Annotated in this window: 15 protein-coding genes; 5 read left to right on the plus strand and 10 right to left on the minus strand. The window is 35.2% G+C overall.

The genetic code is table 11. The features are described 5' to 3' along the window. Positions 1–255: 255 nt before the first annotated feature. The 3 genes from moaA to HUE88_RS12485 form a co-directional block, all read right to left on the minus strand. A complete protein-coding gene (gene moaA, locus HUE88_RS12475; protein ID WP_194369479.1) occupies positions 256–1,221 on the minus strand; it encodes a GTP 3',8-cyclase MoaA in 966 nt (321 codons plus the stop codon). A gap of 14 nt (positions 1,222–1,235) precedes the next feature. Then, entirely contained in the window at positions 1,236–1,889 is a 654-nt protein-coding gene (locus HUE88_RS12480; RefSeq protein ID WP_194369480.1) for a DUF2846 domain-containing protein, read from the minus strand. A 182-nt stretch (positions 1,890–2,071) separates the two neighbouring features. Further along, positions 2,072–3,424 carry a hypothetical protein gene (locus HUE88_RS12485; RefSeq protein ID WP_194369481.1) on the minus strand — a complete coding sequence of 451 codons (1,353 nt, stop codon included), beginning with the start codon at positions 3,422–3,424 and terminating at the stop codon, positions 2,072–2,074. A 274-nt stretch (positions 3,425–3,698) separates the two neighbouring features. On the opposite strand from HUE88_RS12485, the gene HUE88_RS12490 reads away from it, so the two are divergent. Further along, positions 3,699–4,160 carry an RDD family protein gene (locus HUE88_RS12490; RefSeq protein ID WP_194369482.1) on the plus strand — a complete coding sequence of 154 codons (462 nt, stop codon included), beginning with the start codon at positions 3,699–3,701 and terminating at the stop codon, positions 4,158–4,160. Between the two features lie 479 nt (positions 4,161–4,639). On the opposite strand, the gene HUE88_RS12495 is transcribed toward HUE88_RS12490, so the two are convergent. Genes HUE88_RS12495 through mnmG form a run of 5 tightly spaced genes read right to left on the minus strand, consistent with a single transcriptional unit; the run spans position 4,640 to position 10,176 of the window. Beyond that, on the minus strand, positions 4,640–5,587 hold the full coding sequence (locus HUE88_RS12495; protein ID WP_194369483.1) for a c-type cytochrome: 948 nt from the start codon (positions 5,585–5,587) through the stop codon (positions 4,640–4,642). A gap of 12 nt (positions 5,588–5,599) precedes the next feature. Further along, positions 5,600–6,814 (minus strand): cytochrome b, encoded by a 1,215-nt coding sequence (locus tag HUE88_RS12500; RefSeq protein ID WP_194369484.1) that lies wholly within the window; start codon positions 6,812–6,814, stop codon positions 5,600–5,602. 14 nt (positions 6,815–6,828) lie between these two features. Beyond that, entirely contained in the window at positions 6,829–7,353 is a 525-nt protein-coding gene (petA, locus tag HUE88_RS12505; RefSeq protein ID WP_229860086.1) for a ubiquinol-cytochrome c reductase iron-sulfur subunit, read from the minus strand. A gap of 60 nt (positions 7,354–7,413) precedes the next feature. Continuing rightward, positions 7,414–8,292 (minus strand): hypothetical protein, encoded by an 879-nt coding sequence (locus HUE88_RS12510; protein WP_194369485.1) that lies wholly within the window; start codon positions 8,290–8,292, stop codon positions 7,414–7,416. A 9-nt stretch (positions 8,293–8,301) separates the two neighbouring features. Then, positions 8,302–10,176: a tRNA uridine-5-carboxymethylaminomethyl(34) synthesis enzyme MnmG gene (mnmG, locus tag HUE88_RS12515; protein WP_194369486.1), complete on the minus strand. Its 1,875-nt coding sequence runs from the start codon at positions 10,174–10,176 to the stop codon at positions 8,302–8,304. 92 nt (positions 10,177–10,268) lie between these two features. Here mnmG and HUE88_RS12520 point away from each other — a divergent pair, with 92 nt between their 5' ends. From HUE88_RS12520 to recQ, 4 genes are all read left to right on the plus strand, one after another. Continuing rightward, positions 10,269–10,955 carry a tetratricopeptide repeat protein gene (locus HUE88_RS12520; protein ID WP_194369487.1) on the plus strand — a complete coding sequence of 229 codons (687 nt, stop codon included), beginning with the start codon at positions 10,269–10,271 and terminating at the stop codon, positions 10,953–10,955. A gap of 79 nt (positions 10,956–11,034) precedes the next feature. After that, a complete protein-coding gene (locus HUE88_RS12525) occupies positions 11,035–11,652 on the plus strand; it encodes a riboflavin synthase (RefSeq protein WP_194372687.1) in 618 nt (205 codons plus the stop codon). Positions 11,653–11,654: 2 nt separating this feature from the next. Beyond that, the gene (locus tag HUE88_RS12530) at positions 11,655–11,921 is read left to right on the plus strand and encodes an EscU/YscU/HrcU family type III secretion system export apparatus switch protein (protein WP_194369488.1); all 267 of its coding nucleotides are present in this window, start codon (positions 11,655–11,657) and stop codon (positions 11,919–11,921) included. After that, positions 11,893–13,692 carry a DNA helicase RecQ gene (recQ, locus tag HUE88_RS12535; protein ID WP_194369489.1) on the plus strand — a complete coding sequence of 600 codons (1,800 nt, stop codon included), beginning with the start codon at positions 11,893–11,895 and terminating at the stop codon, positions 13,690–13,692. Before HUE88_RS12530 ends, recQ begins: the two co-directional genes overlap by 29 nt. Here the strand turns inward: recQ and HUE88_RS12540 are convergent. Both HUE88_RS12540 and HUE88_RS12545 read right to left on the minus strand, forming a co-directional pair. Beyond that, positions 13,689–14,420: a tRNA (5-methylaminomethyl-2-thiouridine)(34)-methyltransferase MnmD gene (locus HUE88_RS12540; RefSeq protein ID WP_194369490.1), complete on the minus strand. Its 732-nt coding sequence runs from the start codon at positions 14,418–14,420 to the stop codon at positions 13,689–13,691. The two genes, recQ and HUE88_RS12540, sit on opposite strands and share 4 nt — an antisense overlap. Positions 14,421–14,428: 8 nt before the next feature. After that, entirely contained in the window at positions 14,429–15,295 is an 867-nt protein-coding gene (locus HUE88_RS12545; RefSeq protein WP_194369491.1) for a hypothetical protein, read from the minus strand. Positions 15,296–15,300: the final 5 nt, after the last annotated feature.

A 15,300-nucleotide genomic window follows, 5' to 3' on the forward strand; every position in this document is an offset into this window, starting at 1 on the left:
AACACAATCGCTCGTCATTCCAAACACAATCGCTCGTCATTCCAAACACAATCGCTCGTCATTCCAAACACAATCGCTCGTCATTCCAAACACAACCACTCGTCATCCTGAACTTGATTCAGGATCTTAAGCTAGATTCTGGGTCAAGCCCAGAATGACGAACATAAAACCTTGTCATTCCAAATGCAATCACTCGTCATTCCAAATACAATCACTCGTCATTCCAAACTTGATTTGGAATCTAACAAAAAATCATCAACCGCCAGTTTCGTAAAAAGCGCGGGATGAGCTCTCACCATCTTCACCGCCCCAGCGATTTTTTTCTGGTTTTGTTCTAACTACTTCTCTTAAAACTTCTGCGGCAGCATTAATGTCACCTGCTTTTATAGCTTTACCGATACTCAGAGCCTCATCAAAATACAAACAAGGGATAAGATTACCCTCGGCAGTAAGTCTTATGCGATTGCACTTTTTACAAAAGTCATCTGCATAAGGCTCTATAATTCCAAATCTATAACCATCTTTCATTGTGTAGTAGTGTGAGGGTGAAGAGCCGTCAAAACCGTCATCTGTAAACTCGTAATGCTCTCTTAAGCGCTCTAAAAGTTCATCTGATTTAAGTCCGCTGATATCTTTAGAAGCAAATTGATTTTCCATGTACTCTATAAAACGTATAGACATGTTACGCTCTTTACAGTACTCTAAAACATCTACAATCTCATTTGCATTCATATTATTCATAGGAACCATATTTACTTTAACTATAAGACCAACTTTTCTTGCCTCTTCGACACCCTCTAAAACATTTTTTAAAACATCTTTTGCTGCAATTCTGTGTGCTGTTATTGGGTCTAGCGTATCAATGCTGACATTTATCCGCTTTAATCCTGCATCTTTAAGTTTTTGTGCCGCACCTTTTAGCAAGTAGGCATTAGTTGTCATTGCTAAATCAATACTCGGTTCATAGTCATAAATCATCTTTATGAATTTATCTAAACCCTCACGAAGAAGTGGTTCTCCACCAGTTATACGGATTTTTTTAACACCTTCGTCTATAGCGATTTTCATAAATAAAAAAAGCTCTTCAAAACTAAGGAGATTCTCTTTTGGAACCCATGAAAAAGGCTTTTCCGGCATACAGTACTGACACCTAAAGTTACATCGCTCTGTAACGGAGACTCTTAAGTAGTCAACCACTCTCTCATAGCTATCAATTAACATAATAATCTTCTTTTTTATTTAGCTAATATCTCAGCTTTTAGTTTTGTAAACTCATCTTCAGTCAAAATTCCGTCAACTTTTAGCTGATAAGCTTTTTTTACTTCGTCCATTTTAGATGAAGTCGTAGCAGGTATAGACTGTACTTTTTTAGCAACTGGTTTAGATACTATCTGCGCTTCTTCTTGAGGATCTTCTTCTACAAGTTCTGTAAGTATATTGTCCACTTCTATTGCACGTGAGCCAGCTAATCCAGTTTTTGCTATCTCTTTTAAACCTAGAGTGCTATCTACTTGAACTAATTCAAATGTAGCACTCTCTGAGTTATTTACAACTTTTAAGTAGTAAGTCTCTCCTGCCTTAAAATCTATCTTAAGAGCTTGTTCTTGTATATCATTTCTTGTAGTAGAGATTGTAGTAGAGTTTGGCTTTAGGTTAAAAGATTTATATTCTCCATCAATAATTCTACCTTCGATTCTTTTATTATTTACACGGATTTTATAGCTTGAACCTGACATATCTTCTCCAGAGCCAACAGATATAGGAACATAAACATAAACAAGTGCAGCTCCTTGAAGCGGTTCCTCTTTTTTAAATGGAACTTTTGTTCCACATGCTGTAAACATAAGAACTGTTATTAGTATAGTTGCTTTTATTAGTATGTTTTTCATATATCTTATCCTTGGGTTTATTAGTGATGTATTATTACACAAAAAGCTTAAATTTTACATTCAAAAATAGAGAAAAAAAATATTTATAAAAAGTGAGTGTTAAATGATTTAAAACGAAGAATATTTCCAAGCAAAAGCTTGGAAATAAGTTTGTCTAGCGACTTTTAAGTTAAGAGTAACTATTAAAAGTTGTAACGAGCCCAAAGACGGATTCTAGTGTCTTGGTCTGTTCCAGCAGAAGTCAATAAGTGATCTCCTCCATTTGTCTCTGTTGTTGAAGCAACATCCCAATCACGAACAACTAAAGCAGCGAAATATTGAACACCACCAGCTTTAAGTTTATACATTAAATCAAACTCATTGTAATCTGAACGCTCTAAGTTTGCTGCACCAGCAGAAGTTGAACCATACTGAGCGATAACAGTACCCATATCACCCATATTATATGCAGCTTTTACAACAAAAGTGTCAGCATCAAGTGCGACATTTAGTTGGTTATATACCATTTGAGAGTAAAGTGGTGACTTAACACCTGTTCCAGCATTTGTAATAGATACTGTACCATCATCAACAGTAGTATAAATTGCAGTAAGAGTTAACTCTTTAACTGGTTTAATAGAAGCTTTAACACCAAATGCTGATGTATCTTTAAAAGTAGTAGATGCTGCTGTGTCAGCATCAGGAGCTATAACACCACCTTGAAGACCTAAACTTAGTCCCATAGGTAAATCTTTTCCACCGATAGCTACATCTCCCCAAAAAATACTTGCTCCACCATATTCTGTTGTACCTGCTACATTTTCAATATCGCCTAAGTCATAATAAGATGCTGTAATAGTAGTATTTGGAAGTGATTTATTTTGAGCAGTTAATAAATAAATATTACCATTATATCTAAGTCCAGTAGCATTTGAACCTACACGAGAACCTACATTTAGATTACCAAAGTTTGTAGTATTAAATGGTGCAACTGGATTACTTTCACCAACAGATGAAGCAACTAAAGTTGTATTTGGTAAATCAGTATTTACAACTAATACAGCATCAAAGCTGTTTTTAAATACATTCCAACCCTCTGTATATGCAAAAGGAGAAAGTGCTTTTGGAAGTTGTTGGCGACCAACTTTTACAGTTGTATTACCAATCTTTTTACTGATATTCATTTGAGATAAAATAATCTCATCAGCTATAGTACTATTAGCACTTCTAGTTGTAGCTGCTTGTCTGTCTCCACCAAGATTTTTATCTAAACTTGCTGTCCCTTTATACTGAATCTCAGAACCAAAAGTAAAGTTGTTACCAAGGTCAGCACCTAAACCTAGTTGAACACCAAATTGAATTTCAGAGTTAGGTATTCCTGGGCTTGAATCGTGTCCATGTCCAAATAAATCACCATTACTATCACCATTGTCAGATTGTGTCTCATAATAAACTACTGCTTGACCAGTTGTTACGATATCTATTCCCTTATCTGCAGCTACTGCTGATGTTACCAATAATGACGCTGCCGCCAAAGATACTAAAGTTTTTTTCATGTATTTCTCCTGTTTTGTTTAAATATCACTATTATAGATTAATTGAGAAGTGATAGCGAAATGACCCTCTCTAAGTCACTTTGCTATCACTTCTCAAATACAATAATTAATTTTACTTCACATATCTTACATTAGTTTTTTTAATTTTAGTTTAAATTATACGATTTTGTTAGTATTTTGTTTACTTTCTTCATTAAATGTATAAATTAAGTATTATTTTATTTATTCTATTTAATTTGTTATAAAACTGGCTAATATTTGTTATAATTATAATATGAAATTCAGAACACTAAAAAAGCAAAAAAAAGCAAAAAAGCCCACTGTTAAGTATATATATGCTTCTTATTTACATAGAATAAAAGCATTTATTACAGATATGTTTATGATATATGCTCCTATTTTATATTTGATTGCCTATATTATTATGGATGGCAAAGATGATTTTCAGTCATCACAACTTGCCCCTTTTATTGGTGTATTGATTTATGGTCTGATATATGCGACTCTATTAAGTAGATTTGGACAGACTCCTGGCAAAAAAGCTTATGAAATGAAAGTAGTTGATGATAAAAAGGGTGAATTAATCAGTTTTTTTAGAGCGGCTTGCAGATTTATAGCTTTTTTGTTTACAGCATCAACACTTCTAGGACTTTTTCTCCCGTTTTACAGAAAAGACAAAAAAGGTCTGCATGATTTAATTTGTGGGACTATTGTTGTTATAGAGAAAAAAGATTAATTACTAATTTTATTTAGATTCTGAATCGAGTTCAGAATGACGGAGTCTGTTGGTTTTAGATTCTGAATCAAGTTCAGAATGACGGAGTCTGTTGGTTTTAGATTCTGAATCAAGTTCAGAATGACGAGGTTTTGTTTCAGGATGACGGAGTTGTGAGTTTTTGAATGACGGAGTGTTTCGTCATTCCAAGCTTGACTTGGAATCTAGTTCAGAATGATGGAGTCTGCTGGTTTTAGATTCTGAATCAAGTTCAGAATGACGAGGTTGTGTTTGAGAATGACGAGATTTGTTGATTGGATTCTGAATCAAGTTCAGAATGACGAGGTTTTGTTTCAGGATGACGAGGTTGTTGTTTCAGAATGACGAGGTTGTGCTTGAGAATGATGAAGTTGTATATTAAGAATGACGAAGTTTTGAGTTTATGTCACCATAGTGACATAAGAAGAAATCCAAGGAATTACTTCCTTGGGTGTTACAAATTAATGTAAGTCTTTCCATACCGATCTTTTCCAAAGAAAAGCAAAGATAGCAAAGATTAAGATGTACCACATTACATTTTGACCAACTGCTTCTCTCTCGTGACGTTTAGTATCACCAGCGTCTTTAAGATGCTCAATAACTTTCTCAGCAGACTCTGCAGTAACACCAACTCTTGGCATTGCAGTTCCAGCTAAGTGGTTTTGAGGATTTTCAATAAAAGTACTTATATAGTGCTCTCCACGAGAACGGATATACATACTTAAATCTGGAGGTAATTTACCCATATATTTAACAAGAGAGTCTTGGTATTCTAACACTTGAATGTCAAATGCCAAAGAGTCTTTTTTATGTTTAAATGTTGGCTTAGTACCAATTTGAGTCCAATTTTCATAAGAAAGAGCATGACATCTACCACAAGCATTTTCATATGCAACTTTAGGAGTCAATTCATCTTTACTAACAGCAATCGACTGTAAATATGCAACCATATCTGCAACTTCTTGATCAAGGTCTCCACCAGCACCAAAGAAAGGAACCATTGGGTGCATCTTACCTTTGTTTGCGTCAAATTTATGCTCAACTTTTAGAGCATGTGCAGGATTTTTAATTAAGTCAGTTAAAAATTTAACATCATAAACAGCACCAGCATCACTTAAATCAGGTGGGTTAACACCATAACTTGCAGCAGCACTTACTGCATCCATAGGAGCAGGCATACCATCTTTAGAAATTGAGTGACAACCTGTACAAGCTGCTGCCCCTGTTACTAATGCTTTTCCATTAGCAGCGTTACCAGTTTTAGTAACACTTGGTAAATCAGCGTAATTAAAATTTTCACTATCTACTTGTTTATGCATTACATGGTGAGCATAAGGCTCAACCAAGTAGTAAGTTACAAGTGAGAAGAAAACAACAACTGCTAATATTAAAGGTTCTTTATTTTTCATTTGTTTCGCTCCCTATACTTTTTTTTCACGTGCTGTTATAAATGGAAGTGCAATCCACATTCCAATAAACACTAGTGCAGCAACTAAACCAATAGTGCTAAAGATACCTTCTGGAGGTAATTTACCCATAGCAGTTAAAACAATCATAACTACAAGCATCATCCAGAACCAATATTTAAATGCTCCACGACGAGATGCAGGAACTGCATTTGGACTTCTATCTAACCATGGTAATAGTACGAAAATAACTTGTGCAAAACCAAACGCCATTAGACCTATATCAATAGAGAATGGACGAAGAATCTCATAAGACCATAAGAAATACCACTCAGGGTAGATGTGTGCTGGAGTCTTAAGACCATCAGCAGGGTCAAAGTTTACAGGATCCATTGCAAAACCATAATTGTAAAAAGTCAGGTAAAAGAAGAATACTAAGAAAATTCCAACAATCATCATATCTTTAGACATAAAGTCATTTGCAAAACGCATAACTTTAGAACCAGCTTTGTCGCCATCTAAATATTTTTTAGCTTCTGCATCAAAGTCAATCTCTTCACCATCTTGGTTATTAACGTGTGGAATACGAAGAGCTGCAAAGTGAAGACCAATAAGACCCATAATTGCTAAAGGAACTAAAAGTACATGTAACATAAAGAAACGAGTCAAGAAAGCTTGAGCAGGAACATAATCCCCACGAATCCATTCAACAACGAAATCTGCATGTAAAGAACCACCACTGAAAAGGTTAGTAATAACCATACCTGCCCAATAAGACATTTGTCCCCATGGTAACATATAACCAGAGAAAGCTTCTGTTGAAAATGCAATAAATAAAAGCATACCAGAAACCCAAATCATTTCACGACCTTTTTTATAAGAGCCGTAATAGATACCTGTAAACATGTGAATATAGATAACTAAGAAAACAACTGATGCCGCAACACCATGTACATGTCTCCATAACCAACCAAAATCTACGTCTCTCATTATTGTATAGTTAACGCTATAAAATGCTGTATCAACGTTTGGTTGATAATACATTAATAAAAATATGCCTGAAACTAAAAGTATTGCAAATGTGATTGCTAGAACCATACCCATTGCCCACAAGAAGTTAATGTTTTTAGGAATCCAATATTCAGATGCCATTACCTTTTCTACTTTTTCAATTGCTAATCGTTGGTTTAACCAATCTTTAACACTTGTCGCCTTTGTAAAATGTGCCATTTATTTCCCTTTCCTTAAAGTGTTATGCCAGTTTCTTTCATTTTTGTGTATTCAGGTCCAGCTTCACCTAAAACCAATATGTTCCCATCTATTTTAAATGGAGGTATATCAAAACCGCGTGGAGGTGGAACTTTTGTAACTTCACCAGACCAGTCAAACTGACCGCCGTGACAAGCACATGCGAAACCTTCCTCTGCAGCATTGTAAGCAGGGATACAACCTAAGTGTGTACACAAACCAATTGCTATCATATAATGTGAACCAGAAATAACAATGTCACGAGCTTTTTGACTTTCAGTTGCTCTTGAAACCATTGCTTCAGTCTTTTTCATAACAAAGATAGGTTTCCCTCTCCACTTTTCAGTTACCAAAACATTCTCTTCATATATTGACATATCAAGAGTTGTAAATCCAGCTGCTTTAACACTTGGAAGCGGATCCCAAGTTTTTTTCATTGCAACTAATGAACCTATTGCACCAACACCTGCAACGGCGCCAAATGCTTTGCCCATAAAACCTCTACGGCTACTATTATGCATATTTGCTCTCTTTCTTGTAATTTTTAAAGACTGATTATATACTAAAATAGTTTTAAGTAATTATAAATTTAAGTTTTCTTTTATAAATTTTACCATTTTGTTACTATTTTGTCTCATTTTAGAATACTTATGCTCATTTATGGACTCAAGGGCACTTAAAAGTGATTTTTTATCATAATTTTTAACTATTGGTATGTTTAACTCTTCAAAAAGCTCTAAAAAATCTGTAGTGTAATCATCTCTTTGGATATATATAGGTTTTCCACCAGAGGCAAGATTTTCTAAAACTGCCTGTGGGGATGCAGTGATTAAAACTTCCGAATTCATAATAACTTCATCATAATCTTCAAACTCATAATGATTATAAAATTTTTCTTTTAGCATATCTTCATAATCAAAAAAGTAGTAAAAACCCAATAATAAATCAGGATTAAGTCCATCAATCATATTAAAGTTTTTCTCTAAATCTTTTTCATAGTCATCATCTCCGAAAAAATATGACAATTTAATGGATTTTTCTTTTTCGAGTGCACCCTCTGCAAAGTACTTCTCATCTACTATATATGCGTTGCAAATATCTGCTCCATCTAAATATGGAGAGACTAAAAACTCATTTAGCTCTTTTTTATCATCTTTTTTATCACTAACACGGATAAAAGTGGAAAAATACTTTCTCATATCTTCGAGCATTATAGGATTTGCTTCTTCGGAGTCAAATATTATCTTAGCGCCGCTATGCGCTATATTTGGGATATTTCTGATAACATCAATCCCTACACTGTTTTTTACACCAAAATGTTTCGCCTCATGTGCAATACGGAAATCAGAACATAATAGTGTAATCTCAATGTCACCTAGTGAACGGATAATTGTGCATGCCCGTCTAAATCTGTCAAGACCAATGCGGTGTCCTGTATGTACGTAGTAATATATATTCATTGTTTTGCCTTACTTTTTTCTGCCTGCTATTTTTATATATATATGCAGTATCTCTATCGCCGCGGGAGTTATTCCGCTTATCATTGATGCTGATTGAAGAGTTGGAGGGTTAAAAGTCTCTAATTTTTCAACAATCTCTGTCGACAACCCGCTAACAATTCTAAAATCAAAGTTTTCTGGAATTTTGATTTTAAGATATTTTTTCATTTTTTCTATCTCTTCACTCTGCTTTATAATATAACGGGCATATTTCCCCTCGACAAGAATCTCTTCTTTAATATACTCATCATATTTATCTAGCTCTGGAAGTAGTTTTACCATTTTTGCTACATCAAAAGTTTTTCTAGCAACTAGCTGTTGAGCCGTTATGGTGTCTTTTATCTTCTCTTCACCCATAGACTCTAAAAATTCTATAAACTCTTTGTTTGGAGTGTATTTTGTCTCATTAAGAAGTTGTGCACCATCTTGGATTTGCTGGTGTTTTAGTTTTACTTTTTCATATACCTCATCACTAAGCAAACCAATCTCATGTCCATATCTGCTGAGTCTTGTATCAGCCGACTCTTCACGAAGAAGAAGTCTATACTCTGCACGAGATGTAAACATGCGGTAAGGTTCTTTCGTACCTTTAGTTACCAAATCATCTATCAAAACCCCGATATATGCTTCATCTCTACGTAATACAAGTGGCTCTTTTTCTTGAATACTAAGCGTTGCATTTATACCAGCCATCAAACCTTGAGCTGCCGCCTCTTCATAACCTGTTGTTCCGTTTATCTGTCCAGCAAGGTAAAGACCTTTGATTTTTTTAGTCTCTAACGAGTGTTTCAGTTCTCTTGGGTCTACAAAATCATACTCTATTGCATATCCATAGCGTACAATTTTTGCATTTTCCATCCCTTTTACGGAATGAATCATCTGCTGTTGAACCTCTGGCGGTAAAGATGTGCTCATACCATTTATATAGCACTCTGTATTTTCCATAGTTTGCGGTTCAATAAAGAGGTGGTGTCTGTCTTTATCACGAAATCTATTCACTTTATCTTCTATGCTTGGGCAGTATCTTGGTCCAGTTCCCTCAATTTGACCCGTAAACAGTGGCGCTCTGTAAAAATTTGACTCGATTATATTATGAGTGTTTTCATTTGTGTAAGCTATAAAACATGGGATTTGCTTCTTAGTTTTTCTAAACTCTTCGCGATTTGTTCTAAAACTAAATGGACTTGGAACTTCGTCTCCACCCTGCTCATCCATAACAGAAAAGTCAATTGACGAGCTGTCAATTCTGGCACATGTACCAGTTTTAAGCCTCCCCATTTGCAGTCCGCATTTTTTCAGTGACTCACTAAGACCTACGCTCGTCTGCTCACCAAAACGGCCACCCTCTTGTTTAATCTCACCAATATGAATAACACCTTTTAAAAATGTTCCACTTGTTACAATTACTTTTTTAGCTCTGTATTCATTTAAGAGGTTTGTTTTAACACCTTTTACCTCTTCGTCTTCTACTATAAGTGATTCTGCCATCTCTTGAACTAAGTCAAGATTTGGAGTAGTTAAGACTTTATTTCTTGCAATAACACGGTACTTATCCATATCTATCTGAGCACGAGAACCACGAACAGCAGGACCCTTTGTCTCATTTAAGATGCGAAACTGAATACCCGCTTCATCTGTAATAAGTCCCATTTCACCGCCAAGTGCATCTAGCTCACGAACCAAATGTCCTTTTGCCAAACCGCCGATAGCAGGGTTACAACTTGTAGCACCTACATTTTCGGCAAGCATTGAAATCATTAAGGTTTTACTACCCATTCTAGCACTAGAAAGCGCAGCTTCAACACCTGCATGACCGCCGCCAATTATTATTACATCATAATTCATATATTATTCCATATTTTCTTTAGGCGAATTTTATCATTTTTGAGTATCATTTGCATAATATATATTCAATTAGTTAGGGTTTTTAATAAATTATGATAAACAAAGCACACGAAGCCTATAATAAAGGTGATTTTACGACTGCTTTTGAGCTGTATTCAACATTAGCAGAGAGTGGCAATGCAGATGCTCAAACCTCTTTGGCATACATGTATCAAAATGCCCAAGGGTGTGAAAAAAACGATAAAAATGCACTTGAACTTTACGAAAAAGCAGCTGAGGCAAAACAACCGTATGCACTTTTTAATTTAGCTATACTTTATATGAATGGTCTCGGTGGAGTACAACACGACCAATTCAAAGCACATGACCTTCACATGGAGGCCGCTACAAGAGAAGTTCCGCCTGCCATGTATGAAGCTGCACTGATGCTTGAGCGTGGACTTGGATGTTCACAGAACTATTCCGAGGCTGCTTTTTGGTATGAAGAGGGGGCAAAGAGAGGACATCTGGAATCTTTTAACAACCTTGGTGTCCTTTATAAAGAGGGTCATGGCGTTAGTTTAGACGAAGCTAGATGTTTTATCTGTTTTTCTAAAGCCGCCGAAGGTGGGTTGGCTGAAGGTCTTTACAACCTCGGTCAACTATACGATCAAGGTTTTGGGTGCGAGCAAGACCACGATATGGCACTTGACTTGTGCAGAAAGGCTGCCTATAAAGGTCATGTAAAGGCTAAAGCAATTATAAAAGGTCTTCAAGAAGAGGGAAAGATAGTTTTTTAACGGAGGAGATTCCAAATCAAGTTTGGAATGACAACACACGTCATCCTGAACTTGATTCAGGATCTAAAAAGGAGATAACATTTTTACAGGACTAATAAGAGAGATAGCTAATGTTAAAAGTTTAGCAGGAAGCACTCTAACAATAAAAGCAAAACACAAAGCAAAAATCGGTGATTCTATTGCTATAAACGGTGCGTGTCTAACAGTTATAAAAGTTTTAAATGATGGCTTTAGTGTTGAGCTCTCCCCTGAGAGTCAAAAACTTTTAGCTATGGAGAACTACAAAAATGAAGTTCACATAGAACCTGCCATGATGATGGGCGATAGATTTGAAGGACATGTTGTTCAAGGACATGTAGATTGTATTGGCACTATAAAAGAGATAAGAAACAACGGAAACTCCTTTGATGTTTTTATACATGTAGATAAAAAATACATAGCTTTTGTTATTCCTAAAGGCTCTATAACCATAGATGGGGTCAGTCTTACTGTTAATGATGTAATGAGTGATAGTTTTAGACTCACTATAATTCCCCATACAATGAAAGAGACACTTTTTAGAAACTATAAAAAAGGCTCAAAAGTAAATGTAGAGACAGATATGTTTGCCAGATATGTTTCACACATAATCGCTCATCAGAGTAAAGCAGCCTCTCTTTCATGGGACGAAGTTGACTCAATAAGTGCAAGATATTAACAGTGCAAGATAAAGCCGCTGCTTTAGAGTATGACAAAAAGAGCGGCTCCGCTCCAAAAGTTACAGCTTCGGGCAAAGGGACAATAGCTCAAAGCATAATCGCCAAGGCAAAAGAGTTTGATGTTCCTATATTTGCAAACGAGGCACTTGTAAACTCTTTGGTTGATTTAGAGATTGACAAAGAAATTCCGAGTGAGCTTTACCAAGCAATAGCTGATGTTTTTATCTGGCTTATGAAAAATGAGAAAAGCTTTAAACTTGGAAAATAAAAACAGAGTCTTAAAAGACGTATTTGGTCACAACAGTTTTAGAGAGCTGCAAGAAGATGGTATTGACGCTATTTTACAAAACCGTGATTTGCTTATGATACTGCCCACCGGCGGTGGAAAATCACTTGTTTACCAACTTCCTACACTTATAAAAGATGGCATTAGCATAGTTATATCCCCACTAATCGCACTTATGCAAGACCAAGTAGCTTCACTTAAAGCGCAAGGTATCAGTGCAGATATGATCTCATCCGCTCAAACTCAAGAGGATATAGACAATATTGTTTACTCTGCCAAGATGGGTCAACTAAAGTTTTTATACCTCTCTCCTGAGAGATTAAACACGCAGTGGACATTAAATCTTCTGAGTGAACTAAAGATAAACTTTTTTGTAGTAGATGAAGCCCACTGTATCTCCCAATGGGGACATGAGTTTCGCGATGACTACAGAGCATTAGGAAGATTAAAATCTAATTTTCCCAACTCTAATATCTGCGCATTTACAGCGACTTCTACAAATCATGTAACTGAGGACATCATTAGAGAGCTGCGACTTGAGAATCCTCTTCTTCTTAAGGGTAAAATTTTTCGCAAAAACCTCTACATATCTTCGCAGAGACGCATTACGAACGGTCAAGCACAACTAAAGAACTTTCTCAAGCGTCATGAAAACGAGAGCGGAATAATTTATGTGAGTTCAAGAAAAAAGGCCGAGGAGTTAAGTTTAAATCTAAATATAGCCGGCTACAAGTCACTGGCTTATCATGCCGGACTTCCTCAGCATATTCGAGAAAACAACTTTAAAATCTTTGTCAATGACAAAGTAAATATAATGGTGGCAACTATTGCTTTTGGAATGGGGATTGACAAAAGCGACATTCGTTTTGTAGTTCACATGTCTCTGCCTAAAACACAAGAAAATTACTACCAAGAGATAGGCCGTGCCGGACGTGATGGCGAGGATAGTGAAGTTTTACTACTCTTTAACTCTTCTGACATGATAATGCAAAAACAATTTTTAAAAGACATACCAGACCAAAACTATGCAAATCATTTAGATGCAAAAATAGACTCTATTTACAAGTATGCAACAAGTGAGATATGTTTTCACAAGCAACTTGCTGAGTATTTTGAAGACACACTTGATGAATGTGGAAGTAGATGCGACAACTGCTCAAACTCAGATGATTTAAGGCAAGATATTACAAAAGAGGCTCAGATGGTCTTGAGCACAATTTATAAAACTAACCAAAATTTCGGAAAGAACTACATCATAGATATACTTCGCGGCTCAACAGAACAAAAGCTTTTAAGCAATGGTGCCGATAAACTGTCGGTATACAATATAGGGTCTGCTCTAAGTAAAAAAGAGTGGTTTGTGGTTATAGAGCGCTTAACGGAGATGAAAATTTTAAACCTTGGTGAATTCAGCTCTCTTAAACTTACAAATGATGCTATAGCAATACTAAAATCGCAAAAAAAAGTTGATATAAAATCTTCAAGGCTTCTGGTGAAGGGTCAAGAGAAAAAAGTAAAACGTACCCAAGAGTTTGATTATGATGAAGAGTTGTTTGAAAAACTTCGAACTAAAAGAAGTGAAATCGCGTCTAAAATGGGAATTCCTGCCTACTTGATTTTTGGAGATAAGACTCTCAAACATCTTGCAAGCGATAAACCTTTTGACAAAGCGAGTATGCTTGAAGTTAATGGCGTAGGAGAAAAAAAGTTTGAGCAGTTTGGAGAAGAATTTTTAAATGTTATTAACTCTTAATCTCTGAGAGACTTAACATCTGGGTTACAAGATATCTTATGTTGCATATCTACATGTAGGAACTCTCTTAGCTCACTCAACGATGCAACTGTAGCATCACGAAACCCCTCACCGCTGTTTATATAAATGTTGAATCCATTCTCATATAGAGCAAGCCTAGTAGCGAGTGCCATTGAGTATGTTGTTAAAACACCATCTTTTCTCATACTATTTTCAATATCTCTAAAGTACTCTTTTGTCCAAAGAGCATGATTTTTTTTTGGAGAAAAGGCATCCTGATATACTATGTCAAATTTGTTTTTAAATTTTTTTATATATTCTCTTGCATCTCCGATAAATAACTCTACATGTAGGTTTTCATCTTCATACTTTCCACTCTCACACAACTTAAAAACAATATGCTTCAATTCATCAAACTCTTTTGGATAGGTAAAATCTACTAATAATTTCACCAAAGAAGCATCAAGCTCAGGAGAATAAATATTTAATTTTGAACTCAATAAGTTCTTTTTATGATAGTAGATTGTAGCTAAAGTGTTAAAGCCCAATCCAAAACAAATATCCAAAATATTTATCTCTTCTAAGTGTTGCTTTATTTTAAAAGCTGGATGGACATGCTTAAGAAGAGACTCTTTTAATGCTCCATCCCTTGTAGAGTGGTAGTGTTCTTCATATTCTACCGAATATGCAGTATAACTCCCATCTCCACTTAATATCACTTCATGCATATAAATTTTTAATCGTCAATTTTGCAGCTAGCCAACTTAATAGTCTTATAAAACCATCCAAGAGCTACGAACATCAATGTTGTGCCTAATATAAGATAAAAAGCTGAAAGCATCTGTGAAACATCACCAGAAAGAGCTATCTTAAACACTACAAGCAAAGTTTCAATTGACAATGCGATAATTATTGAAATTAAAAATTTTCCAAGAACTTTATACTCTTTATCCTCGTCGTGCTCAAAAGTTTTGAACAACACTTCATGTTCAAATATTTGCTTAGCCAAATCAAATATTGCCAAACCTAACGTTACCGCAATAATTGACTTGAAAATATCTTGTAGAAAATCCACATGAGACTTTATAAAAATGATTGAACCAAAAATGTAAGATCCGTAACTTAGCAAAGCTATTGCTACTAATGCAAGTATAGTTGAACCAAACAGATAAACAAATCTCTTGATTTTATCGTGCAACCCATTGAATTCTATTAGCTTAAGCTCTTCTAGAAGTGCTATCAGATTTATGTCAAAAACATAATATGTATCATCTTTAAAATAAACCACCGATAAACTGGCCTTACCTGTTCTGTAGTGAATATACGGGCTTGACACATAAACATTCTCTTCTAAAATCATTTTTTGAAAATAGTGTTTTTTATCATTTCCTATATGTTCACTATCTTTTTCTTTTCGACAGATAATAGGTGATTTTTGTTTAAAATCAGCGTCAACCGAATATATAAGTTGAATATATTTGTATTGATTTAGAATTTCTTTGGAGTCTTCGATAATATCTTTTTTTATATTTTTAACTAAATGTTTTATATACTTATCTACGGTATCTTTATGTTTTTTATATACGTTTATTACTTGTTTCATCTATT

Origin of the sequence: Candidatus Sulfurimonas baltica (assembly GCF_015265455.1) — a bacterium.
Lineage (GTDB): Bacteria > Campylobacterota > Campylobacteria > Campylobacterales > Sulfurimonadaceae > Sulfurimonas > Sulfurimonas baltica.